This window comes from Streptomyces sp. SLBN-8D4 (genome assembly GCF_049739545.1).
GTDB lineage: Bacteria > Actinomycetota > Actinomycetes > Streptomycetales > Streptomycetaceae > Streptomyces > Streptomyces canus_C.
This window is the reverse complement of sequence record NZ_JBMGQC010000001.1, coordinates 2,148,971-2,172,103: the sequence shown is the minus strand read 5'-3', so window position 1 is coordinate 2,172,103 and position 23,133 is coordinate 2,148,971. Positions and strand designations below refer to the sequence as shown.

At 72.1% G+C, this 23,133-nt stretch carries 22 protein-coding genes and 1 pseudogene; 11 read left to right on the top strand and 12 right to left on the bottom strand.

Features of this window, described 5'->3' with window-relative positions; all coding sequences use genetic code 11:
• Window positions 1–31: 31 nt before the first annotated feature.
• Window positions 32–1,069, bottom strand: a complete 1,038-nt coding sequence (locus tag RKD20_RS09690; RefSeq protein ID WP_424877369.1) for a DUF2637 domain-containing protein — start codon at window positions 1,067–1,069, stop codon at window positions 32–34.
• 314 nt (window positions 1,070–1,383) lie between these two features.
• Window positions 1,384–2,259 carry a (2Fe-2S)-binding protein gene (locus RKD20_RS09685; RefSeq protein ID WP_424877368.1) on the bottom strand — a complete coding sequence of 292 codons (876 nt, stop codon included), beginning with the start codon at window positions 2,257–2,259 and terminating at the stop codon, window positions 1,384–1,386.
• A 155-nt stretch (window positions 2,260–2,414) separates the two neighbouring features.
• On the opposite strand from RKD20_RS09685, the gene RKD20_RS09680 reads away from it, so the two are divergent.
• Complete coding sequence (locus RKD20_RS09680; protein WP_424877367.1) at window positions 2,415–3,221, top strand: GntR family transcriptional regulator; 807 nt, start codon at window positions 2,415–2,417, stop codon at window positions 3,219–3,221.
• 139 nt (window positions 3,222–3,360) lie between these two features.
• Here RKD20_RS09680 and RKD20_RS09675 read toward each other — a convergent pair whose 3' ends face one another.
• Together RKD20_RS09675 and RKD20_RS09670 are read right to left on the bottom strand one after the other, a co-directional pair.
• Window positions 3,361–4,134, bottom strand: a complete 774-nt coding sequence (locus RKD20_RS09675; protein WP_424877366.1) for a hypothetical protein — start codon at window positions 4,132–4,134, stop codon at window positions 3,361–3,363.
• A 127-nt stretch (window positions 4,135–4,261) separates the two neighbouring features.
• Entirely contained in the window at window positions 4,262–5,935 is a 1,674-nt protein-coding gene (locus RKD20_RS09670; protein WP_424877365.1) for a PucR family transcriptional regulator, read from the bottom strand.
• A gap of 344 nt (window positions 5,936–6,279) precedes the next feature.
• Between RKD20_RS09670 and RKD20_RS09665 the strand changes: the two genes are divergently transcribed.
• The 5 genes and pseudogenes from RKD20_RS09665 to RKD20_RS09645 all read left to right on the top strand — a co-directional run bounded on the left by RKD20_RS09665 (window position 6,280) and on the right by RKD20_RS09645 (window position 12,956).
• Window positions 6,280–7,170: an FAD binding domain-containing protein gene (locus RKD20_RS09665; RefSeq protein WP_392763180.1), complete on the top strand. Its 891-nt coding sequence runs from the start codon at window positions 6,280–6,282 to the stop codon at window positions 7,168–7,170.
• Window positions 7,170–7,739: a (2Fe-2S)-binding protein gene (locus tag RKD20_RS09660; protein WP_424877364.1), complete on the top strand. Its 570-nt coding sequence runs from the start codon at window positions 7,170–7,172 to the stop codon at window positions 7,737–7,739. The genes RKD20_RS09665 and RKD20_RS09660 overlap by 1 nt, the downstream gene beginning before the upstream one ends.
• 1 nt (window position 7,740) lies before the next feature.
• The gene (locus RKD20_RS09655; RefSeq protein ID WP_424877363.1) at window positions 7,741–10,128 is read left to right on the top strand and encodes a xanthine dehydrogenase family protein molybdopterin-binding subunit; all 2,388 of its coding nucleotides are present in this window, start codon (window positions 7,741–7,743) and stop codon (window positions 10,126–10,128) included.
• 146 nt (window positions 10,129–10,274) lie between these two features.
• Window positions 10,275–11,732, top strand: coding sequence for an NCS2 family permease (locus RKD20_RS09650; RefSeq protein WP_424877362.1), 1,458 nt, complete (start codon window positions 10,275–10,277; stop codon window positions 11,730–11,732).
• Between the two features lie 65 nt (window positions 11,733–11,797).
• A pseudogene (locus RKD20_RS09645) lies at window positions 11,798–12,956 on the top strand (XdhC family protein).
• 267 nt (window positions 12,957–13,223) lie between these two features.
• On the opposite strand, the gene RKD20_RS09640 reads toward RKD20_RS09645, so the two are convergent.
• Window positions 13,224–13,655, bottom strand: a complete 432-nt coding sequence (locus RKD20_RS09640; RefSeq protein WP_424877361.1) for an SRPBCC family protein — start codon at window positions 13,653–13,655, stop codon at window positions 13,224–13,226.
• Between the two features lie 178 nt (window positions 13,656–13,833).
• Here RKD20_RS09640 and RKD20_RS09635 point away from each other — a divergent pair, with 178 nt between their 5' ends.
• Window positions 13,834–14,406, top strand: a complete 573-nt coding sequence (locus RKD20_RS09635; RefSeq protein ID WP_424877360.1) for an HAD-IIIA family hydrolase — start codon at window positions 13,834–13,836, stop codon at window positions 14,404–14,406.
• 3 nt (window positions 14,407–14,409) lie between these two features.
• On the opposite strand, the gene RKD20_RS09630 is transcribed toward RKD20_RS09635, so the two are convergent.
• From RKD20_RS09630 to RKD20_RS09620, 3 genes are all read right to left on the bottom strand, one after another.
• Window positions 14,410–14,718: a DUF3040 domain-containing protein gene (locus tag RKD20_RS09630; RefSeq protein ID WP_424877359.1), complete on the bottom strand. Its 309-nt coding sequence runs from the start codon at window positions 14,716–14,718 to the stop codon at window positions 14,410–14,412.
• 128 nt (window positions 14,719–14,846) lie between these two features.
• On the bottom strand, window positions 14,847–15,461 hold the full coding sequence (locus tag RKD20_RS09625) for a DUF305 domain-containing protein (RefSeq protein ID WP_424877358.1): 615 nt from the start codon (window positions 15,459–15,461) through the stop codon (window positions 14,847–14,849).
• A 53-nt stretch (window positions 15,462–15,514) separates the two neighbouring features.
• Window positions 15,515–15,904 (bottom strand): DUF6153 family protein, encoded by a 390-nt coding sequence (locus tag RKD20_RS09620; protein ID WP_424877357.1) that lies wholly within the window; start codon window positions 15,902–15,904, stop codon window positions 15,515–15,517.
• Between the two features lie 161 nt (window positions 15,905–16,065).
• On the opposite strand from RKD20_RS09620, the gene RKD20_RS09615 reads away from it, so the two are divergent.
• Window positions 16,066–16,929, top strand: coding sequence for an isocitrate lyase/PEP mutase family protein (locus tag RKD20_RS09615; RefSeq protein WP_424877356.1), 864 nt, complete (start codon window positions 16,066–16,068; stop codon window positions 16,927–16,929).
• Here the strand turns inward: RKD20_RS09615 and RKD20_RS09610 are convergent.
• The 4 genes from RKD20_RS09610 to RKD20_RS09595 all read right to left on the bottom strand — a co-directional run bounded on the left by RKD20_RS09610 (window position 16,892) and on the right by RKD20_RS09595 (window position 19,329).
• On the bottom strand, window positions 16,892–17,545 hold the full coding sequence (locus RKD20_RS09610) for a hypothetical protein (RefSeq protein ID WP_424877355.1): 654 nt from the start codon (window positions 17,543–17,545) through the stop codon (window positions 16,892–16,894). The genes RKD20_RS09615 and RKD20_RS09610 overlap by 38 nt on opposite strands.
• 93 nt (window positions 17,546–17,638) lie before the next feature.
• The gene (locus RKD20_RS09605) at window positions 17,639–18,334 is read right to left on the bottom strand and encodes a DUF1775 domain-containing protein (protein ID WP_424877354.1); all 696 of its coding nucleotides are present in this window, start codon (window positions 18,332–18,334) and stop codon (window positions 17,639–17,641) included.
• A 70-nt stretch (window positions 18,335–18,404) separates the two neighbouring features.
• A complete protein-coding gene (locus RKD20_RS09600) occupies window positions 18,405–19,031 on the bottom strand; it encodes a hypothetical protein (protein ID WP_424877353.1) in 627 nt (208 codons plus the stop codon).
• Window positions 19,032–19,104: 73 nt separating this feature from the next.
• Window positions 19,105–19,329: a twin-arginine translocase TatA/TatE family subunit gene (locus RKD20_RS09595; RefSeq protein WP_424877352.1), complete on the bottom strand. Its 225-nt coding sequence runs from the start codon at window positions 19,327–19,329 to the stop codon at window positions 19,105–19,107.
• Between the two features lie 215 nt (window positions 19,330–19,544).
• Between RKD20_RS09595 and RKD20_RS09590 the strand changes: the two genes are divergently transcribed.
• The 3 genes from RKD20_RS09590 (at window position 19,545) to RKD20_RS09580 (ending at window position 23,048) form a co-directional block, all read left to right on the top strand.
• A complete protein-coding gene (locus RKD20_RS09590; RefSeq protein ID WP_424877351.1) occupies window positions 19,545–20,570 on the top strand; it encodes a hemolysin family protein in 1,026 nt (341 codons plus the stop codon).
• Window positions 20,571–20,715: 145 nt separating this feature from the next.
• The gene (locus RKD20_RS09585; RefSeq protein WP_424877350.1) at window positions 20,716–22,038 is read left to right on the top strand and encodes a hemolysin family protein; all 1,323 of its coding nucleotides are present in this window, start codon (window positions 20,716–20,718) and stop codon (window positions 22,036–22,038) included.
• Window positions 22,035–23,048, top strand: coding sequence for a hemolysin family protein (locus tag RKD20_RS09580; RefSeq protein WP_424877349.1), 1,014 nt, complete (start codon window positions 22,035–22,037; stop codon window positions 23,046–23,048). The genes RKD20_RS09585 and RKD20_RS09580 overlap by 4 nt, the downstream gene beginning before the upstream one ends.
• The last annotated feature ends 85 nt before the right edge of the window (window positions 23,049–23,133 follow it).

Here is a 23,133-nt window from a genome sequence, read left to right as displayed (position 1 = left end):
CGGCCGCGCCCTTCAGGCCTCGGCCTTCGCCTCAGCCGAACTGCTGCTCAAGATCCTTGAGTTTGCGCTCCAGCGAGTCGAGACGCGGCAGGGCCATTGTGTCGTCCTCCGCGGTGAGATCGACCGAGCTCGACTCGGAAGCCCCGCGGACGGGCTGGAGAGAAGGACGCTGGCGTACCGGCAGCGGCTCCGGGTTGGATATCGCAGGCTCCGCCGAGGCCCGCTCCAGGGCGGCCTGCGGCTGCTGCTCCAACTGGCGCCCGCCGCCCCGGCCGACGAAGCCGCGGTGGCCCCGGCTGATCGCCTTGAGCTGCGCCCGCTCCACCCGCTCCTTGTCGCGGCGCATGAGGCGGGCCGCCTCCTTCTGACGCTGGTCCTCGCGGACCTCGTCGACCGCCTCGTCGAGGCTGCGCACGTTCTCCAGCAGCATCAGCGACCAGGCCTTGTACGTCTCACGCGGCGCCCTCAGCCAGCGGACGATGCGGATCTGGGGCAGCGGACGCGGCACCAGACCCTGCTCGCGCAGCGCGGCCCGACGGGTCTGCTTCAGCGCGCGGTCGAACAGGACGGCCGCCGAGAGGGACATGCCGGAGAAGAACTGGGGCGCGCCGTCGTGACCGAAACCCCTGGGCGCGTGCACCCAGTTGAACCAGGCCGCGGCACCCGCGAACGTCCACACCAGTATCCGGGAGCCGAGCGCGGCGTCACCGTGGCTGGCCTCGCGCACAGCGAGGACGGAGCAGAACATGGCCGCGCCGTCCAGGCCGAACGGGACCAGGTACTCCCAGCCGTTGGAGAGGCCGAGGTTCTCCTGGCCGAAGCCCACCAGACCGTGGAAGGAGAGGGCGGCGGCAACCGCCGCACAGCAGAACAGGAGGACGTAGGAGGCGGTGCCGTATATGGCTTCCTTGCGCCTGCGGCGCTCCTCGCTGCGCTCCCACGAGTCGTCTTTCGCGTGCTCCCCGCCGGACCGCTTGCTCCGCGCGAGCACCGCCACCGCCGCCAGCATGCCCAGGAGCAGTACGGCGCCCGGAAGCAACCAGTTAAGCGATATGTCGGTCAGTCTCATCTGGGGTCCCTTGCATTGGGATAGGGCGTAACGCCCGCCATAGTGGCCCAATCCCAACGGCCCTCAGGCGTTTTCGGGGCAAGAGGCCGCCAAGGAAGTGCAAGGGGATGCCCAGGGCGGCGTTCTGCTCGAACTGCCGCTTGAGGGGCGGGAGTTGAGTTCGAATAAGACTACCCGTCCGGGGGGTTCCACGGAAAGTTCCTGCGACAAGTGAGGAAGTTGTGAATTGCCTGTAACCGAACGGGCGTCCCAGTCGGCGTTGATCTTACGGGACGCGGAAACGGAGTCCGCACCGGGGGTCCCCTGAGGGTCCCTCAACTCGCCGCGGCCGCAGTGAGCTTGGAGATCCGGTCCGTGTCGCAGGTGCGCGGGCAGGTCGCGCAGGTGTCGTCCGGATCCAGTGTGTAGTACATGCAGCAGCTCACCCGGTCCCGGGTGGGCAGGGACCCGCCGTCCGGACCGGCCAGCACGCGGAAGGCCGGCGAGCCGACGTACGGCTTCGTCGTCCCGGGCAGCAGCAGCTCCAGGGCATGCTCGGCCCGGCGCCTCTCGTGCTCGCCGAGGAGCCCGGCGACGTACCAGATCCCCTCGACGATCTCGTCGGTCACCATGCCCCACAGGGCCCGGCCCCGGCGGCGCATGCGCGGGCCGAAGGCGGCCAGCAGCGGCTCCATGTGCTCGGCGACCGCGTCCCGCAGCTCGGCGCGCAGGGACTCCTCGTCGGGGACCGTGTACGCGCCCGGCAGCGTTGCCGCCGGGTCGTCCGGGAGGCAGGCGAAGCGGCTCGGGTGGACCGCGAGGGCCATCGGGCCCCGGGTGCGGTCGTAGGAGACGTGCGTCACGGGGTAGCGGGGGACCCGGCGATGCAGGAACCACGGTGCCGTGAAGAGGAGACAGGCCGGCCAGGCGTAGCGGTGCAGACCGAAGCCGGCGATCACGTCCGGGCGGCCCTTCCTGGCGTTGTCCCTGAGGACCTGCTCGTCGTCCCAGGCGAGGAAGGCGTCCAGGGTGGTCGCGTTCTCCGCGAGGGCGGCGGCGGTGACCCAGCCGTCGCCGGCCGGGAGTGGGGTGTCCTCGGGCAGCTCCGTGACCGTCAGCACCGGGAGGGCCTCGGTCAGACGCGCGTAGGCGGCGGCGACGGCCGAACGAACGGCAGGGGTCGAACGGGGGGCGGGCAGCGGTGCGAGCATGCGGGTCCACCGATTCGCAGTCGACTGGAGGTAAGCCTAACCTTACCAAGTTGTCCAGGATTTGAACTGGAGCGTTCTGCGCCTAAGGTGCTTGACGGGTGAGTAACAACCTGCCGTTAATGACCCCAAGTACTGACACGTCCGGAGGAGGGCCCGTGAAGCAGGGTGCGCAGCGCTCCGCCGGGACGGGGGGTGCGGAGCGGGTCGTGGACCGGGACGCGGGGTCCGTCCGGGTGCCGCCGCAGCTGCGGGCCTCCGACGTGGCGCGGGCCCGGGCCGAGGAGGGTTCCGGGGTCCGGGGCGAACACACCCACAGTGAGGTGCCGATTCCCCGGCCGGTCGTGCAGCGGGCCTCGGTGCGGGGCCAGATCCTCGACGCCCTGCGAACCGCGCTGCTCGCGGGGGAGTTGCGGCCCGGAGAGGTGTACTCGGCGCCCGCGCTGGGAGAACAGTTCGGGGTGTCGGCGACACCCGTGCGGGAGGCCATGCAGCAACTCGCGCTGGAGGGCGCCGTCGAGGTCGTTCCCAACCGCGGGTTCCGGGTCCTCGAACGGGGGGCTCGCGAGCTGGCCGAACTGGCCGAGGTGCGGGCGCTGATCGAGGTGCCGGTGGTGCTGCGGCTGGCACGGAGTGTGCCGGTGGAGCGCTGGGCGGAGTTGCGGCCGATGGCGGAGGCGACCGTACGGGCCGCGTCCTCGGGGTGCCGGGCCACGTACGCGAAGGCCGACCGGGCCTTTCACCGCGCGGTGCTGCTGCTGTCGGGGAACGAGCAACTGGTGCAGATCTCGGAGGACTTGCACCGACGGTCGCAGTGGCCGCTGGTGGGCGGGTCCGCCGTACGGGGACGGGCGGACCTGATCGCGGACGCGGCGGAGCACGCAGCGCTGCTGGACGCGTTGATCGCGCGGGATCTGGATGTGGTGCGGGGACTGGTGGGCGGGCATTTCGCCGGCGGGTCCTGAGGGACGGACGCCTGCGGCGCACAATCCATCGTGGCGCAGGGTCACTGCGCCGCCCAGGGGCGCGGGGAACTGCGCGACCAGCCCCCGCTCACCCGCAGCCGCCGTACGACATCCCGTGGCAGCCCCTCAGGCACTCGACTCAGGCCGTGGCCGCCGGCGGTGTCAACTGCCGTGCCAGCCACGTGGGTACGCCCCCCAGCAGCTGGTACAGCCGCCGCGCCTCCTCGCGCAGCCGGGACGCCTCCGGCTCCGCCTCCGCGTCCGCCAGCGAGGCGAGCGCCGGTGCCGTGCCCACCAGATAGCCCAACTCCTCGCGGATCCGCAGCGATTCGGCGAAGCCGTGCCGCGCCTCGGCCAACTCGCCCTCCCGCAGGGCCAGTCCGGCGAGGTGGCGCCAGGTGAAGGACAGCAGCAGGGGGTCGGAGTGGGCCGTGGCGCCCGCGTGGGCGCGGCGGTAGGCCGCTCGGGCCGCCTGGGGGGCCTGGGCCAGGTTCTCCGCCAGCAGGCCCCGGCGGAAGTCCAGCAGAGCCCTTCCCCGCGCCCCCGGAGCGATCAGTGCCGCCGCCCGGCCCAGCGCGGCCCTCGCCTCGTCCGCGCGGTCACGGACCCCGTGGAGCGTCGAGGCGTACGCAAGTTGCCCTCGTTCACAAGCTGCCGCCCCCCGTTCGTCGTCGCTGTGGGCCAGCGCCTCGGCGGTGCGCAGCGCGTCCTCCGCCTCCGGCCAGCCCTGCTCCGTGTACAGGCAGCGTTCCACCAGCAGGGCCGCTCTCTGCAGGGCCGCCGGTGCGGTGACCGGTTGGAGCAGGGCGGCCGCGTCGGCCCAGCAGGCCCGGGAGCGCAGCCGCCATACCGCGGTCTGGAGTGGATCGTCACCGGCGGTCGTTCCGTTACCAGACATGGCGGTATGCGCCACGTTGCCCTCCCCGAGCGCGCCGTCGAGCTTTGAGTGGTGGCGGCATCTCAGCACGAAACGACGGGCCCGGCCAAGGGGGTGGGTGAAGGAATTCACAAAGTCGTGGGAGTCCGGGGCCCCGCAGGATTCAGCTCATCCGCAGTGCCAGGAAGAAATCCAGCTTGTCCTCGAGGCGTGACAGGTCGCGGCCCGTCAACTGCTCGATCCGCCCGACGCGGTAGCGCAGCGTGTTGACGTGCAGGTGGAGGCGGGTCGCGCAGCGGGTCCAGGAACCGTCGCAGTCCAGGAAGGCCTCCAGGGTGGGGATCAGCTCGGCCCGGTGGCGGCGGTCGTAGTCCCGGAGCGGGTCGAGCAGCCGGGCCGTGAAGGCGCGGCGTACGTCGTCCGGCACGAAGGGCAGCAGCAGGACGTGGGAGGCCAGCTCCTGGTGGCCTGCCGCGCAGACGCGGCCTGCGCGGGCCGCCGCCACTCTGCGGGCGTGGCGGGCCTCCTCCAGCGCGCCGCGCAGGCCCTCCGCCGAGTGCACCGACGCACTGACGCCCAGGGTGACCCTGCCGTCGTCGTCCAGGCCGGCCGACAGGGGGTCCCGGACCGACTCCAGCAGCGCTTCCGCCAGGATGCCCGGCTCCGAGCCGTCGTGCTCGGTCGAGACCGCGGGGAGGGGGACGAGCGCGATCGCCTCGTCGCCGGTGTGGGCCACCGCTATGCGGTCGGACGGTTCGGGGCCGGTCGCGAGAGGGTCCACCAGGATCTCCTCCAGGAGGGACTGCGCCGTCGGGCCGCCGTCCAGCTCGCCGTCCTGCCATTCGACCCTCGCCACCACGACCTGCCAGTGGGGGGCCGCGCCGAGGCCGGGGAGGAGGACCGGGGCGGCGACCCGCAGGCGGGCGGCGATCTCGGCGGGTGCCGCTCCCGTCTGGACCAGTTCCAGGACCTCCTGGGCCAGGCGGCGACGGACCGTGCGGGCCGCGTCCCTGCGGTCCCGCTCGACCGCGATCAGCTGGGTGACGCCCTGGAGCAGGTCCAGACGCTCCTCCGGCCAGTCGCCGGCGTCCGCCTCCACCGCGAGAAGCCAGTCGGACAGGACGGTCTCGCGCACGTCCCTGGAGGCCTGGGAGGAGCGGCCGCTGCTGCGGACCGGGAAGAGGGAGTACGCCGAGGAGCCGAGCGTGACTCTGTGGGGGCCGCGGCGGCCGGTGCGGGCCGCCGCCAGATGCTCCGCCGCCAGCTTCGCGCAGATGTCCGGGGGCAGGCCGGGGCCCGCCACCTTCGGGCCCGCGATCATGCGTCCGGTCGGGGAGAGCACCCAGGCGCGCAGGTCCAGGTCCGAGCCGAGAAGGTCGAGGACCACGTCCGGGCCGCCGCCCGCCGGGCCCGAGGTCATCATGCGGCGGTGACGGTCCACCACGGCCGCCAGGTCACCCGCGCGCTCGCCCGAGACCTGCCGTACGACATGCTCGGTGATCGTCGCGAAGGCCACCGACTCGTGCACCGCGAACAGGGGCAGGCGATGCCGGGCGCAGGCGACGACCAGGTCCTCCGGGACATCGCCCAGCTCCGCCTCGCCGGCCGCCAGCGCCGCTACTCCGGCCTGCACCAGGAGTCGTACGAAAGGCTCCGAGTCGGCGGCGTCCCGGCGCCAGGCGAGACCCGTCAGGACCAGTTCCCCGCCGGAGAGGTAGCGGCTGGGGTCGCGCAGGTCCGTGGTCATCACACCGCGCACGGTGCGGTCCAGTTCGTCCTCGCCGCCGAGCAGCCGCAGGCCCAGCGCGTCGGTGTCCAGCAGTGCGCGCAGCCGCATTCTCGTCGCCGCCGTTCTGTGTCTCGAAATCTACGATGGAGAAGGGGTCCGGTGGGGTGGGGAGCGGCCGCTGCCGCCTCCATGGCTGTGTCCCAGGTCACGTGGGCTGTATCGGATGTTTCCAAAGGAAAACACGGAGGTTGCTGAGCGCCGCCGTTCATACGAATCTACAAGATGACGGTCCCGACCAGCCAACTCCTTCATGGTTTCCGTGACTGACCCCGTCGGAGTACACCGCTGTGTACTGGCTCCACTCCACGTGAACACCCCATGAACGAGCCGGGCCCGCCGCACCCGATCTGGCTCGATCCGTACGACCCTCAAGACGAAGAAGAGAGCCGGTCATGGACTTCCTTCGCCCCGCCAGCTGGGAGGAGGCGCTCGCCGCCAAGGCCGAGCACCCCACCGCTGTGCCCATCGCGGGCGGCACCGACGTGATGGTCGAGATCAACTTCGACCATCGGCGGCCCGAGTACCTGCTCGACCTGAACCGCATCGACGACCTCACCGAGTGGGAGGTCGGCGAGGACACCGTGCGGCTCGGCGCCTCCGTGCCGTACACCCGGATCATGGAGAGCCTGCGCGGCGAGCTCCCGGGCCTGGCCCTCGCCTCGCACACCGTGGCCTCCCCGCAGATCCGCAACCGCGGCGGTGTCGGCGGCAACCTCGGCACCGCCTCCCCGGCCGGCGACGCCCACCCCGCCCTCCTCGCGGCCGGCGCCGAGGTCGAGGTCGAGTCGGTGCGCGGATCGCGGCTCATCCCGATCGACGCGTTCTACACCGGCGTGAAGCGCAACGCGCTGGCGGCCGACGAGCTGATCCGCGCCGTGCACATCAAGAAGGCCGACGGGCCCCAGCAGTACTCCAAGGTCGGCACGCGCAACGCCATGGTCATCGCCGTGTGCGCCTTCGGGCTCGCGCTGCACCCCGGGACGCGGACCGTGCGGACGGGAATCGGGTCCGCGGCTCCCACGCCCGTTCGGGCCAAGGCCGCCGAGGAATTTCTGAACGCGGCCCTGGAAGAGGGCGGCTTCTGGGACAACGGCAAGATCATCACCCCTTCGGTCGCCAAGCAGTTCGCGGACCTGTGCGCCGCCTCCTGCAACCCGATCGACGACGTCCGGGGCACGGCGAGCTACCGCCGCCACGCGGTCGGCATCATGGCCCGCCGCACGCTGACCTGGGCCTGGGAGTCGTACCGCGGCACCGCCGCCACCACGGAGGGAGCTGCGTAATGCGCGTCAACTTCACTGTCAACGGACGTCCGCAGGAAGCCGACGACGTGTGGGAGGGCGAGTCCCTGCTGTACGTGCTGCGCGAGCGGCTGGGGCTGCCCGGTTCGAAGAACGCCTGCGAGCAGGGTGAGTGCGGGTCCTGCACGGTCCGCCTCGACGGCGTCCCGGTGTGCTCGTGCCTGGTCGCCGCCGGGCAGGCCGAGGGCCGCGAAGTGGTGACCGTCGAGGGGCTCGCCGACTACGCGAAGCAGCGGTCCTGCGGTTCCTCGTGCGGGACCTCGCTCCAGGAGGCCCAGGACTGGGCCGCCAAGGGGCAGGACTCACAGACCGGTGAGGGCACCGAACTCGCGCCGATCCAGCAGGCGTTCATCGACGCCGGTGCCGTCCAGTGCGGCTTCTGCACGCCGGGGCTGCTGGTCGCCGCCGACGAGATGCTGGAGCGCAACCCCAACCCGAGCGACGCGGACATCCGCGAGGCGCTGTCGGGCAACCTGTGCCGCTGCACCGGCTACGAGAAGATCATGGACGCGGTCCGCCTCGCGGCCGCCCGGCAGGGAGAGGCGGTCTGACATGTCGACTCCCAACGGCACCCCCACCAAGATCACCCAGGGTTCGCAGACCAAGGGCGGCATCGGCGAGTCCACGCTCCGCCCGGACGGCACCCTCAAGGTCACCGGCGAGTTCGCGTACTCGTCCGACATGTGGCACGAGGACATGCTCTGGGGGCAGATCCTCCGCTCGACCGTCGCGCACGCCGAGATCGTGTCCATCGACACGAGCGAGGCCCTGGCCCTGCCGGGCGTGTACGCGGTCATGACGTACGACGACCTGCCGACCGAGGTGAAGAACTACGGTCTGGAGATCCAGGACACCCCCGTCCTCGCCCACGGCAAGGTACGTCACCACGGCGAGCCGGTCGCGATCGTCGCCGCCGACCACCCGGAGACAGCCCGCCGCGCCGCCGCCAAGATCAAGGTCGAGTACCGCGAGCTGCCCGTCATCACCGACGAGGCCTCCGCGACCGCCCCCGACGCGATCCTGGTCCACGAGAACCGCGACGACCACCACATCGGGCACGTCCCGCACCCCAACATCGTGCACCGCCAGCCGATCGTCCGCGGTGACGCGCAACAGGCCGCAGAGCGCGCCGACTTCGTCGTCAAGGGCGAGTACACCTTCGGCATGCAGGACCAGGCCTTCCTCGGCCCCGAGTCGGGACTCGCCGTGCCGGACGAGGACGGCGGCGTCCACCTCTACATCGCCACCCAGTGGCTGCACTCCGACCTGCGCCAGATCGCGCCCGTCCTCGGCCTGCCCGAGCGCAAGGTCCGCATGACGCTGTCCGGCGTCGGCGGGGCCTTCGGCGGCCGCGAGGACCTGTCGATGCAGATCCACGCCTGTCTGCTGGCGCTGCGCACCGGCAAGCCCGTCAAGATCGTCTACAACCGCTTCGAGTCCTTCTTCGGGCACGTCCACCGGCACCCCGCCAAGCTGCACTACGAGCACGGGGCCACGCGCGAGGGCAAGTTGACCCATGTGAAGTGCCGGATCGTCCTCGACGGCGGCGCGTACGCCTCCGCCTCACCGGCGGTCGTCGGCAACGCCTCCTCGCTGTCGATCGGTCCGTACGTCGTCGACGACGTGGACATCGAGGCCATCGCCCTCTACACCAACAACCCGCCCTGCGGCGCGATGCGCGGCTTCGGCGCGGTCCAGGCGTGCTTCGCCTACGAGGCGCAGATGGACAAACTGGCCGACGCGGTGGGCATGGACCGGGTGGAGTTCCGGCAGCTGAACGCCATGGAACAGGGCACGATCATGCCGACCGGTCAGCCCGTCGACTCCCCGGCCCCCGTCGCCGAACTCCTGCGCCGCGTCAAGGCGATGCCGCTCCCTCCGGAGCAGCAGTGGCTCGCGGCCGGCGAGCAGGCCGATGTACGGCAGCTGCCGGGCGGTCTGTCCAACACCACCCACGGCGAAGGCGTCGTCCGCGGTATCGGCTACGCGGTCGGCATCAAGAACGTCGGCTTCTCCGAGGGCTTCGACGACTACTCGACCGCGCGCGTGCGCATGGAGGTAGTCGGCGGTGAGCCCGTCGCCACCGTGCACACCGCCATGGCGGAGGTCGGCCAGGGCGGGGTCACCGTCCACGCGCAGATCGCCCGCACCGAGCTCGGTGTCACCCAGGTGACCATCCACCCCGCGGACACGCAGGTGGGCTCGGCGGGTTCGACCTCGGCCTCCCGCCAGACGTACGTCACCGGGGGCGCCGTGAGGAACTCCTGCGAGCTCGTCCGGGAGAAGGTCCTGGAGCTCGGGCGCCGCAAGTTCGGCTCCTACCACCCCGCCTGGGCCACCGCCGAACTGCTCCTGGAGGGCGGCAAGGTCGTCACCGACGGCGGTGAGGTCCTCGCGGACCTGGCCGACGTGCTGGAGGGCGAGTCCGTCGAGGTCGAGGCCGAGTGGCGGCACCGGCCGACCGAGGCCTTCGACCTGCGCACCGGGCAGGGCTTCGGACACGTCCAGTACTCCTTCGCCGCCCACCGCGCGGTCGTGGAGGTCGACACCGAGCTGGGCCTGGTAAAGGTCATCGAACTGGCCTGCGCGCAGGACGTCGGCAAGGCGCTCAACCCGCTCTCCGTCATCGGCCAGATCCAGGGCGGCACCGTCCAGGGCCTGGGGGTGGCGGTGATGGAGGAGATCATCGTCGACCCCGTGACGGCGAAGGTCAGGAACCCCTCCTTCACGGACTACCTGATCCCCACGATCCTCGACACGCCGACCATCCCCGTCGACGTGCTCGAACTCGCCGACGACCACGCGCCGTACGGGCTGCGCGGCATCGGCGAGGCACCCACCCTGTCCTCGACCCCGGCCGTGCTCGCGGCGATCCGCAACGCGACGGGGCTGGAGCTGAACCGCACACCGGTACGGCCGGAACACCTGACCGGCACCTGAACAACCGGTGAGTCACCCCGGGGGACCTCGTCCCCCGGCCCTCAACTGTCCGCCCTGGGCCGTCCCCCGGGTCGTGCACATCCCAAATCCCGTGACCGAACAAGGCGGTTGCACGGGTGTCCCTGTGAACCTTGGGAGACGGCACCATGACCCAGCAGTCCCTGGAACCCAGGACCACGGCCGACGACGCGGGAGAAGGCACCCGCGTCCCGGCAGGCAGGTCCCGGCTCGACCGGTACTTCCACATATCCAAGCGGGGATCCACGGTCGCGCGTGAACTGCGCGGCGGCGTCACCACCTTCATGGCGATGGCGTACATCCTCCTGCTCAACCCCCTGATCCTGTCCGGCAAGGACGCGGCGGGGGACACGCTCGGCCAGAAGGCGCTCATCACCGCGACCGCGTTCGCGGCGGCCCTCACCACGCTGCTGATGGGCTTCCTCGGCAAGGTGCCCCTCGCGCTCGCCGCCGGTCTCTCCGTCTCCGGCGTGCTGTCCTCGCAGGTCGTGCCCGTGATGACCTGGCCGCAGGCCATGGGCATGTGCGTGATGTACGGCGTGGTCATCATGCTGCTGGTCGTCACCGGCCTGCGCGAGATGATCATGAACGCGATCCCGCTGGCCCTCAAGCACGCGATCACCATGGGTATCGGCCTCTTTGTCGCCCTGATCGGCTTCTACAAGGCCGGCTTCGTCCACCAGGGCAAGGCCACCCCGGTGACCCTCGGCCCCACGGGTGAACTCGCGGGCTGGCCCGTCCTGTTGTTCGCCGTCACCCTCCTCGCCATCTTCATGCTCCAGGCGCGCGGCGTCCCCGGCGCGATCCTGATCGGCATCCTCGGCGGGACCGTACTGGCCGTCCTCCTCAACGCTGCCGGGGCCATCGCCCCGAAGCAGTGGGCGAGCGGCGCTCCCGAACTGCACGGCAGCGCGGTCTCCATGCCGGACTTCTCGATCTTCGGGAAGGTGGAGTTCGGCGGCTGGGGCGAGGTCGGCGCGATGACGGTCGGCATGATCGTGTTCACGCTGGTGCTCGCCGGGTTCTTCGACGCGATGGCCACCATCATCGGCGTCGGCACCGAGGCGAAGCTCGCCGACGCGCAGGGCCGGATGCCGGGCCTGTCCAAGGCCCTGTTCATCGACGGCGCGGGCGGCGCGATCGGCGGGGTGGCCGGCGCCTCCGGCCAGACCGTCTTCGTGGAGTCGGCGACGGGAGTGGGCGAGGGCGCCCGCACCGGGCTGTCCTCCGTGGTCACCGGCCTGTTCTTCGCGGCCTGTCTCTTCTTCACCCCGCTCACGGCGATCGTGCCGGGCGAGGTCGCGGCCGCCGCCCTCGTGGTGATCGGTGCCATGATGATGATGAACGCACGCCACGTCGACTGGGCCGACCGCGCCACCGCCATCCCGGTCTTCCTGACCGTCGTGATCATGCCGTTCACCTACTCGATCACCGCCGGCGTCGCGGCGGGCGTCATCTCGTACGTCGCCATCAAGGTCGCCCAGGGCAAGGCGCGGGAGATCGGCGCCTTCATGTGGGGACTGACGGTGATCTTCCTGGTGTACTACGCCCTCAACCCCATCGAGAGCTGGATGGGCGTGCACTAGCACGCTCGAACGCTCCGCCCCCTTGCGCAACCGCTGTACGCAACCGCTGTGAAGGAGACCGAGACATGCTGGACATCGCCGAAGAGCTGCACCGGTGGGTCGAGCAGGGACGTGACTTCGCCGTGGCCACCGTGGTGGCCGTCGGCGGCAGCGCGCCCCGCCGGCCGGGTGCCGCCCTCGCGGTGGACGCCGACGGCACGGCGATCGGCTCGGTCTCCGGCGGCTGCGTGGAGGGGGCGGTCTATGACATGTGCCAACAGGCGCTGGAAAACGGGGAGTCGGTCCTCGAACGCTTCGGCTACAGCGACGAGGACGCCTTCGCCGTCGGCCTGACCTGCGGCGGCGTCATCGACATCCTCGTCACCCCCGGTCCGGGCCGGCGACCCCGTCCGTACGGTGATCGCGGCCGCCGTGGAAGCCGCCGCGAAGGGACGGGCGGCGGCGCTGGCGCGGATCGTCTCCGGCCCGGGCGAGCTCGTCGGCCGCGCACTCGTCGTACGCCCTGAGGACCCCTCCGGTCATGGCGGCGGCTTCGGCGCCCATCCCGAGCTGGACCGCACGGTCGCCGCCGAGGCCGGCGCCTTCCTGGACGCGGGCCGCACCGGCACCCTGGAGATCGGTGAACAGGGCTCGCGCTGCGGCGCCCCGCTCACCGTGCTCGTCGAGTCCTCCGTGCCACCGCCCCGGATGATCGTCTTCGGCGCGATCGACTTCGCGTCGGCGCTGGTGCGGGTCGGCACGTTCCTCGGCTACCGGGTCACCGTGTGCGACGCGCGGCCCGTCTTCGCGACCGAGGCACGCTTCCCGGAGGCCGACGAGATAGTCGTCGAGTGGCCGCACACGTACCTGGAGCGCACCGAGGTCGACGCCCGGACAGTCCTGTGCGTCCTCACCCACGACGCCAAGTTCGACGTCCCCCTGCTGCGCCTGGCCCTCCGGCTCCCGGTCGCCTACGTGGGCGCCATGGGCTCCCGCCGCACCCACCTCGACCGCAACGAACGCCTCCGCGAAGTCGGTGTGACCGAAATGGAGTTGGCGCGGCTGCGGTCACCCATCGGCCTTGACCTCGGTGCCCGTACGCCCGAGGAGACGGCCCTGTCGATCGCCGCGGAGATCGTGGCGGCCCGGCGCGGCGGCAGCGGGGTCTCCCTCACCGGAGCTCACACACCGATCCATCACGACGGGACGTCGGCAGCGGCCCGGCGGATCGGGTCGGTGGCCTGAGCGGACACCTGGGCGTGGTCCGGCCCGGCGAACGCGTACCTCGCATCGCCGCCCCGGCTCAGCCGGACGAAGCACAGCAGTTCACGCACGATGCCCGCGTGCGTCGTCGCCGAAGTGCCGCCATGCCTCCAGGAGCGCGGAGACGATCCCGGCCGTGCCGCTGTGGCCACCAGCTACCGCGGGCCGTCCACCGCGAGCTCCTCGACCTAGTCCACCTGCACGGTCGTACCGTCAACTGCCGTCATGGCGCCCACTGTCGCGCGCCGGTCATGCTGCCCGCAGCAGCCGGTTCAGGGCTCGCCCGAACACCGACCGGGCGGCCACGCGCAGCACGCGTTCGGGGACGAGGGGGAATCGCAGGGTCTCCCGCCAGATCACGCGCGCCCGGCCACCCGGGCCCGGGTGCACCTCCAGTTCGGCCCACCCGCGCACCACCCGGCCGCGCTTCTCCAGACGGCACAGGCCGGAGACGCCCTCCGCCGGCGGGCGCCAGACCGTGACCTCCATGGGGTCGTCGAAGCCGAGCGGGCCGATCCCCGAACGGGCGACGACGAGCGTGCCCTCGGCCGTCGGCCCCGGCGGCACGACGGTGACGCGCGTCAGGGGGACGACCTCGCCGTGGCGGGGCCACGCCGTGAGGCGGCGCCAGGCCTCGTCCGGGGAGAGCGGGGCCGTACGTTCGAGGAGGAAGGTGACCACGAGCTGATCTTAGGGAATCAGTCCTGCTCAGAGTGGATCTCATGGGGCGCGCGACCGTACGGCGGCCGCCCGGACGGGCCCTGGGGGCAGCGAACCGCAGGACAGGCCGCCGCATGGTCCGGCTTCACACGGTTACTCGCCGAGGGGAAGAAGTGCCGTGAGAGCGGGAGGTGGCCGCATGACGCGCGTACGCACGGTGCTGTTCGACCGCGACAGCATCCTTGCCGGAGACTCGCCCGACCCCGACCGGGTGCGCCCCGCGCCGGGTGCCGGCGAGGCGCTCGGAATGCTGCGTCTGCACGGCGTCCGCACCGGGTTCGTGGCCCTGCAACCGGGCATCGGACACGGGCCGCTCAGCGAGGCCGACGTGCGGGCCGTCAACCACCGTGTCGACGAACTGCTCGGCCCCTTCGACATCTGGGGAGTGTGCCCGCACGGGCCCGACGACGGCTGCCACTGCCGTCCGCCCGAACCGGGCCTGATCCTGTGGGCGGCGGGCCGGGTGTGCACCGCGCCGGCCGACTGCGCGGTCGTCGGCACCGCCGCGGACGCCGAGGCCGCGGCCCGGGTGGGCGCCCACGGGATCCTCGTACCGGACAAGCGGACCCGGCCGGAGGAGACGGCACGGGCCGATCATGTGGCGCCGGACGTCCTGACCGCCGTACGCGCGCTGCTCGCCGGGCCGCCGCGGGGGCGGGTCCTGGTCGACGAGCGACCGATCGAGTCGGCCTTCGAGAACGGCGAGGCGTGAGGCTCAGGGACGGGTCCAGCGGCTCAGGAGTCGGAACACCGCGAACAGGGCCAGTGGCCATATGGCCGCGAAGGCCCAGATCACCGCGGGCCGCGAGGTGACGATGCCCGTCACCATGAGTCCGAGCGACATCGCGAGCAGCACGCTCACGGTCAGGACGTGTGGCCGGTAGTGGGTCACCCGGGTGAGGTCCGGCCGTCGGCGCGGCCGGCTTGAACGCATCCGGCGGGACAGACGGCGGTCGCGGCGCAGGGCGCGTTCCATCTCGTCCAGGATGCGCTGTTCGTGATCGGGGAGTCGCCCTGTCGCCACTGTCGCTCCTCGTGAATCCGCAGAGTCCTTTCTCCTAGTGCCCGGAGAAGGACCCGCGAACCGTCCGGTGACGGCCCCGGTGCCCGCGCCGGACGGCGGCGCGGGCACCGGGGCGGCACGCGGACGGGTCAGCTCTTGCCGAGGAGCTTCTTCATCTCGCTGATCTCGGCCTTCTGCGTGGTGACGATGTCGCCGGCCATGGTCGTGGCGGCCTGGTCCTCGCCCTTGGCCTTCTCGGTGCCGGCCATCTCGACGGCGCCCTCGTGGTGCTCGACCATCATGGTCAGGAACATGGAGTCGAAGTCCGTGCCGGACGCCTTCCCCAGCTTCTCCATGTCGGCGCTGCCCATCATCCCGGCCATGCCGGAGTGGTCCATGCCGGGCATCGCCTCGGGGACCTTCTTGCCCCAGGTCCTCAGCCAGCCGCTCATGGTCTCGATCTCCGGCCCCTGGGCCTTCTCGATCCGGGCGGCGAGGTCCTTGACCTCGGGCGAGGAGGCCCGGTCGGCGGCCAGGCCGGCCATCTCCACGGCCTGCTGGTGGTGCGGGATCATGCCCTGGGCGAAGGAGACGTCCTGGGCGTTGTGGGTGCCGGCCGAGGTCTCGGCGGCGGACACCGACGGCGACGAGGCGGCCGAGCCGCTGTCGTCGCTGTCGCCGCCGCAGGCGGTGAGGGTGAGGGCGGCGCTCACGGCGACCGCCGCGAGACAGGCACGGCGGATCACGGTACGGGTACTGCGCATGCTGGAACTCCGTTGCGGTGAAAGGGATCTGGACGTGGCGGAACACGCCGTGTCTAGATCCGCAGGAGCTGGAGTTCCGCGAGGGAGGGCGGGGCGCGGGCACCTTCCTGGGCCGCGGCCGTCTGGGCGCTCAGTTCGACCGTGCCCGGGGTGCTTCCCGACGGATCGGGAACGAGCGCGGGCAGGGCGGGCCCACCGCTCACGGCCCCCGACGTACAGGTCGCGTCGGCGTGGTGGAGATGGCCCGAGCCGCAGCCGTCGTGACAGACGGTGTCGACGGCGACGGCGGCGGCCGTCGCCATGTGCGCGGACCTGACCTCGTGCCCACCCATGCCGCCACCGGGCGCCAGGGCGTGCATGCCCAGCACCCCCACGAGCAGCCCCAGCAGGAGCAGCGCCCGCCACAGGGGCGGACGCGCGCTGGGCTGCTCGGAGCTGGTCATCGGGCTCATCCTAGAGGGGGGCTGTGCCACGGCCGTGCATCGACGCCGTCCATCCTGGGTACGGCCCGGAGCCGCCCTCTGTTCAGTGCAGGCGGGCGCGAGTGCCTCGGGCGTACGTTCTCCGGGAGTCCGTCGAGGGGCGACGGGCCGGGAAGGACCGTGTGGACACCGACAGCCGAGCCAAGGCACAGCGCTTCGTCGACCTGCACCGGGAGGGCTGCTTCCTGCTCCCCAACGCGTGGGACGTGGGCAGCGCCCGGATCCTGGAGGCGGCCGGGTTCCCGGCCGTGGCGACCACGAGCGCGGGCGTCGCGTTCTCGCTCGGACGGCCCGACCACGACTTCTTCGCCGAACAGCCGCCCGAGGACCGCGTCGACCGCGAGACCATGCTGGGCCGGGTCCGCGAGATCGCGGGCGGGCTCGCCGTGCCGCTGAGCGCGGACCTGGAGGACGGATACGGCGAGTCGCCCGAGACCGTCGCGGACACCGTCGCGAAAACCCTCGCCGCCGGAGCCGCGGGCGGCAACATCGAGGACTTCACCGGCGACCGCACCCGTCCGCTGTACGACCACGAGCTCTCCGTCGAGCGGGTCCGGGCCGCCGGCGAGACCCTGGCGGCCGACGGGGAGCCCTTCGTCCTGGTCGGCCGCACCGACGCGCTCCTGGTGGGCGGCACGCTCGACGAGGCGGTGCGGCGGGCCAACGCCTATCTGGAGGCCGGTGCCGACTGCGCGTTCGTGCCCGGTGCCGCCGACGCCGAGACCATCGGCAGGCTGGTCCGCGAGATCGACGGCCCGCTCAACGTGGTCATGGGCCTGACCGGCAACGCGCTCTCCCTCGACGACCTGCGCGCACTCGGCGTCCGCCGGGTCACGGTCGGCGGCAGCATCGCCCGTGCCATGTACCGCCGTCTGCTCGACGCGGCACGGGAGCTGGCCGACCTGGGGACCTTCTCGTACGCCGCCGACCAGCTCTCCCAGACCGAGCTCAACGACCTGTTCCGGCAGGGCTGGAGGCGGGGCTAGCGGCGGGGCTTGCGGCAGCGCCGGCGGACGCCGACGCACAGCTCGGCGCCTCCGGGGCGTCCTCGGCGTGCCGTGTCAGCGCGCAGACCGTACGCAGGGCGACCTTCCAACCGCCCTCCTGGAGTACGGCCGCCCCCGGGCCGCCGGTGTCCAGCCGGCGGCCCTCGCGCGTGAGGTCGTAGGCCACCTCGGCCCGCACGTCCGAGGTGTACGCCACGGAGGTCACCTCGGCGCGCAGCTTGCTGCCGCTCGGGTCGCGGAAGAGGTTGTCGATCATGAGGGCGTTCTCGTCGCCGTCCTCGACGACGTTACTGCGCTGGTCCACGGAGGACTTCGGGTCGAACAGGACCGTCCATGCCTCCCGGATGTCCTGCTCCGCCTGGTCCGGGTCCGAGGGCGCTGTCGCGGTCGGGGTCGGCGAGGCGGAGAGCGAGGGGGAGCCGTCGGCCGTGGTCGGGCCCGGGGAGCCGGTGACGGATGGCCGGCCCGTACGGGAGGCGCCCTCGTCACCGCCGTCGCCGTCGCCGTCGCCGCAGGCTCCGGTCAGGACGAGGGCGGCGACAGCCAGGGCCACCGCCCAGGTCCCGTGCCGTGCAGGGGAGTTCGCGCAGGTCATGGCACTCCATCTCCGGGTACGCCGTGGGGCTGGCCTACCCGGAGGCGCGGGATTCATCCAGGGCGCCGGGGAAAACCCCCCGACGGGGTGCGCCTACCCCTCGGCGCCGCCGCGTCGCCTTACCACGAAGACCACCGCTGCCACCGCCACGACGATCCCCGCGCCGATCCCGGTCCAGGCACCCGCGGACAGACCGCCCTCGTCGTCCTTCCCGGTGTCGGCGGCTTGCGGGGAGGCCGCGGGCGTGGTCTCCACGGCTGTCGGGGTCGGGCTCTCGGCGGTGCTCGGGGAAGGGCTGACCGGCTTCGCGTCCGGTGCCGCCGCCTTCAGCTTCAGGGCCGGCGCCGGGTTCTCCCCGTTCTCGTCCAGCTCGATCCAGCGGTCGACGTGCCCGTCGCCGTAGGTCTGGAGGGTCTTGAATGCCACCTCCTGCGCGTCGGGCAACTGCCGTACGACGACCGAGTACTCGGCGCTCTCGCCGGTCTTCAGTTCCGCACCCTTGACGGTGTAGCCGTCTTCGGTCGCGCTGAACTTCCAGCCCTCGGGGCCCTTGCCGTACCTCACGTCGGCCGGGGTGATGCCCTCGGGCAGGACCACCCGCACCTCCTTGATCCCGGAGGTGTCGGACTCGGCCTCGGCGTGGAAGGAGACGGTGACGTGCTCGGCGAGGGCCTGCGCCTTGTCGGCCTCGACCTCGGTGTGGGCGGCGGCCGGAACGGCCGTCAGGAGTACGGCGGTCGCCGCTGCGGCGGCCGCGACGGACAGACGGGACAGGGGGATTCGGGACATGGAGGTCTCCAGGCGAGCTGGTACGGCGGGGCGGCCGTGCGGCGCGGGCCGGGACGGCGTCCCCGTGGGGTCAGTGGGCGAGAACTGCGCTCGCCGCCGGAGGACCCCGCCGTATCACCGCGTGTGCCAGCAACGGCCGTGCATTGAGCGGCCGTTCGTCATGCGCCGGCACGACCGTCACCGCGGCCGTCCATGCGGGTGACGTGGGCCGGGTGAACAGCGGCCGGGCGGCGGCCAGTCGGTCCCGTACCGCGTCGAGAGCCGCCGTCACCCCGCGGGCCACCGTCCAGCAGGCCGCGTCCGCGCGGTGCAGCAGGACGGCGACGAGCGCGGCGACCAGCGAGTGGGCCGCCGTCATGGCCAGGGAGTCGTGGAGACGCTGGTGCCACGCCGAGCGGCCCTCGTGCATGTGTCCGCCGGAGTGGTGCGCGGCGGCGGTGAGCGTCAGCCACAGATGCAGCCCGGACTGTCCCGCGACACTGCACGCGACGACCGTCGCCAGGCTGCGGGGCCGCTGCACCCCGATGAGACCCACCGCGAAGAGCACGGCCGTCGCGGCGACCCCTCGCCCCCAGGGCACCGGTCCCTCGGCGAGCAGGTGATGGGCACTGACCCCGAGCACCGTGCCGACGACGGCGAACACCGCGGCCCGCAGTACGGGCAGCGGAGCGCGCGTGGTCGGGGCCGGCAGGTGCATGGCCCGCTCATCATGGATCATCGCGGGGCCGGACGGCAGGGAAAACCGTGGACCGCGCACGGACGCCGATGTCTCAGCGGGTGCCGGGCCCCTGCTCCGTGCCCCCGGTGCTTCCGGGCCGGAGGACCTCTCCCTGGACGACCTTGGGTTCCGGACGGCCCTCCCGCGCCGCGCGGGCCTCCGCCTTCAGGATGCGCGCCGACCTGCCCGCCGTGCGGGTCAGTTCCGGGCCCTTCCTGACGGCGAGGACCGCGATGACGACGACGAGGATGATCGCGAGCTCGCTCAGTCCGAACATGGGGTGGGCCTCCGTCAGGGTGACGCCGACGTCGGACGAGATGCCCGCCGGACCGGCAGCGTACCCCGCCCTCCCGGGAACAGGTAGCTTTGCCTGTCCTTTACTATTGGGTAGGACCTGTCCCCGACAAGAAGGAGCCACAGTTCCGCGATGGGTGAGCCTCCCAGTACCGGCCGCGCCGCGTCCCCCGCACACGGACGGGCGGGGGCGGCCCGGTGACCGAGATCCTGCTGCTTGTGTCGGCCCTGCTCCTCACCTTGGCCTGTGCCGTGTTCGTCGCGGCCGAGTTCTCCCTGACCACCGTCGAGCGCGGCGACCTGGAGCGAGCCGCGGAGGCGGGTGAGCGCGGCGCCGAGGGTGCGCTGAAGGCCGTACGCCGGCTCACCCTCGAGCTCTCCGGCGCCCAGCTCGGCATCACCGTCTCCTCGCTGGTGCTCGGCGCGGTCGCCGAACCGGCCATCGCGCACCTGCTGGAGCCCGGCTTCGAGGCGGCCCGCATCCCGGACGGCCTGGTGCACCCGATCGCGTTCGTGATCGCCCTGTCGCTGGCCACCTATCTGCACATGCTGATCGGCGAGATGGTGCCGAAGAACCTCGCCCTCGCGGCCCCCGTGCCGGCCGCGCTGCTGCTCGGCCCGCCGCTCGTGGCCCTCACGCGCGCGCTCAAGCCCTTCGTGTTCGGCATCAACGCCTTCGCGAACGCCCTGCTGAAGCTGCTGCGCGTCGAACCCAAGGACGAGGTCGAGTCGGCGTTCACCGACGACCAGCTCGCCCGCATGGTCGTCGACGCCAGTGAGGCGGGGCTGCTCTCGCCCGCCGACGGCGAGCGGCTGCGGGACGCGCTGGAGCTCGGCACCCGGCCGGTCGGCGAGATCCTGGTCCCGGTGCCGAAGATGCGGACCGTCGACACCTCGGTCACCCCGGCCCGGCTGGAGCGGGTCGCCGCCGACGCGGGCTACTCCCGCTTCCCGGTCACCGGCCCGGACGGCACCCTGCTGGGCTACCTGCACATCAAGGACACCCTGGGCGTCACCGAGCGCGACCGGCCCTTCCCGCGCGCCGCCCTGCACCCGGTCACCCGGGTCCGCATCGACACCCCGCTGGACGACACCCTCACCGCGCTGCGCGCCGACGGGAGCCATCTGGCGGCGGTGACGGGACAGACGGGGGCCGTCCTCGGATTCGTGACCATGGAGGACGTCCTCACCGAGCTGGTCGGGCCGACACCGGCCACCGTATGACCGCCGGGCGGCCCCACCACCCCACCGGTGCATCCGGGGAACGCCGCCCTCGCCCCGGCCGTTCACACAGCGCACATCACTACCGAAGGAGCAAGCCCGTGTCCGCCACACCGACGGACTCCCACCCCGCGCGATCGACCCGCCGTTGAGTACCACGAGTGCCGTCCTCGGCCTGCTGGCCGTGTTCCTGCTGACCGCCGGCACCGGCTATTTCGTCGCCCAGGAGTTCGCGTACGTCTCCGCGGACCGGCTCGCCCTCTCCCGTGCGGCGGAGGCCGGTGACAGGAAGGCTGCCCGCGCGCTGAGCGTGCTGGAGCGGCTGTCCTTCATGCTCTCCGGCGCCCAGCTGGGCATCACCGTCACCGGTCTCGTCGTCGGCTTCATCGCCGAACCGTCCGTCTCCGCCCTGCTCAAGCCCGCCCTCACCGGCCTCGGTGTCCCCGAGGGGGCCGTCGGCGGGATCTCCGTGGTGCTGGCCTTCGTCCTGGCCACCGTCGTCCAGATGGTCCTGGGCGAGCTGGCCCCGAAGAACCTCGCCATCGCCGTCCCGGAGCGGCTGGCGAAGGCCCTCGCGCCCTCCACGCTCGGCTACCTCAAGGTCGTCGGCCCGCTGGTGCACGTCTTCGACGGCGCGGCCAACCGCCTGCTCCGCAGGGTCGGCATCGAACCCGTCGAGGAACTGCACCACGGCGCCACCCTGGAGGAGCTGGGCCACCTCATCGGCGAGTCCCACGAACAGGGCCAACTGCCCCGGGACACCGCCGAACTACTCGACCACGCCCTGGAGTTCTCCGAGCGCACCCTCGACGAGGTGATGGTGCCCCGCGTCGACGCCGTCTTCGTCCGCAAGGACGCCACCGCCGCCGAGGCCGTCGACCTGATCGCCGAGCACGGCCACTCCACCTACCCCGTCCTCGGTGACCACCCCGACGACATCCCGGGCGTCCTGGGCGTACGGGAGTTGACGCGCCTGCAGGCCCATGAGCTGACCCGGGTCACCGCGGGCGCCCTCGCCCGCGCCCCGCTGCTGCTGCCCGACACCCTCCCGCTGCCGGAGGCGGTCGCGCAGATGCGGGAGCGGGACGAGGAGTTCGCGGTCGTCCTGGACGAGCACGGCGGCGTCGCCGGCATCGTCACCTACGAGGACATCGCCGAGGAACTGGTCGGCGACATCGCCGACGAGACCGACACCGTGACCGAACTCGCCGTGCCCGACGGGGACGGCTGGCTGGTCGACGCGGGCCGCCGCCTCGACGAGATCGCCGACGCCACCGGCGTCGAACTGCCCGAGGAGGAGGACTACGACACCGTCGCAGGACTGGTCGTGGACCGCCTCGGCCGCTTCCCGGCGATCGGGGACCGGGTCACCGTCGAGCTGCTCGGCGGCGGCCGTGCGGTGATCGACGTACGGACACTGGACCGGCACGTACCGGAACGCGTCCGCGTGGAGAGGGTGGAGTCGGCATGAGTTTCCCGATGGCGCTCTTCGTCACCGTCCTGCTGCTGATCGGCAGCGGCTTCTTCGTCGCCGCCGAGTTCGCGCTGGTCGCCGCCAAGCGGCACCGCATGGAGAAGGCCGCGGCCGAGGGACGGCGCGGGGCGAAGGCGGCCCTGGCCGGGATGCGCGAACTGTCGCTGATGCTGGCCGGCGCCCAGCTCGGCATCACCGTGTGCACCCTGGGCCTGGGCTCGGTCTCCAAGCCCGCGATCTCCCACGAACTCGACCCGCTGCTGCACCACTTGGGCCTGCCCAGCGCGCTCAGCTACGGCATCGCCTTCGTGGTCGCCATGGTCGTCGTGGTGTTCCTGCACATGGTGCTCGGCGAGATGGCCCCCAAGTCCTGGGCGATCGCCCACCCCGAGCGCTCCGCGATGCTGCTCTCGCCGCCCTTCCGAGGCGTGGTCAAGGCCGTGCGGCCGCTGCTCTCGGTCCTGAACAGGATGAGCAACGCGCTGGTACGGCTGTGCCGGGTCACCCCGCGCGACGAGCTGGCCGCCGTGCACAACCGTGAGCAACTCACCCACCTGGTCGAGGAGTCGGAGCGGCTGGGACTGATCAGCGAGGCCGACTCGGACCTGCTCACCCGCTCGCTCACCGAGCCCGACACCCCGGTCGCCGACCTCCGGATCCCGGCCGCGGAGATCACCTCGGTGGCCGGGGACGCCGACCTCGACACCATCCTGCGCACGGCAGCCGACCACGACCGCACCCGCATGCTGGTCCGCGAGGGCGACCTCGTGCTCGGTTCGCTCCACGCCCGTGACGCCCTGGTCGCCCTCGCCCGGGGCCGCACCGGCACCGCCCGCTCCCTGGCCCGCCCGGTCCCGGAGCTGACGGAGGACACCAAGGTCGCCGACGCGATCGACCTGCTCCGCCGCAACCGGGCGTCCCTGGCGGTCGTCCGGGACGGGACGGGCACGCTGACAGGGATGGTGACGCTGGACGACCTGCTGGCACGCTACCTCCAGCCGTCCTGAGGGCGGTCACCCGCGTCAGGACGCCCATGAGGAAATGCGGAAAGGCAAGGAGATCACCGCTCTCCTTGCCCTCTTCAACGTATAG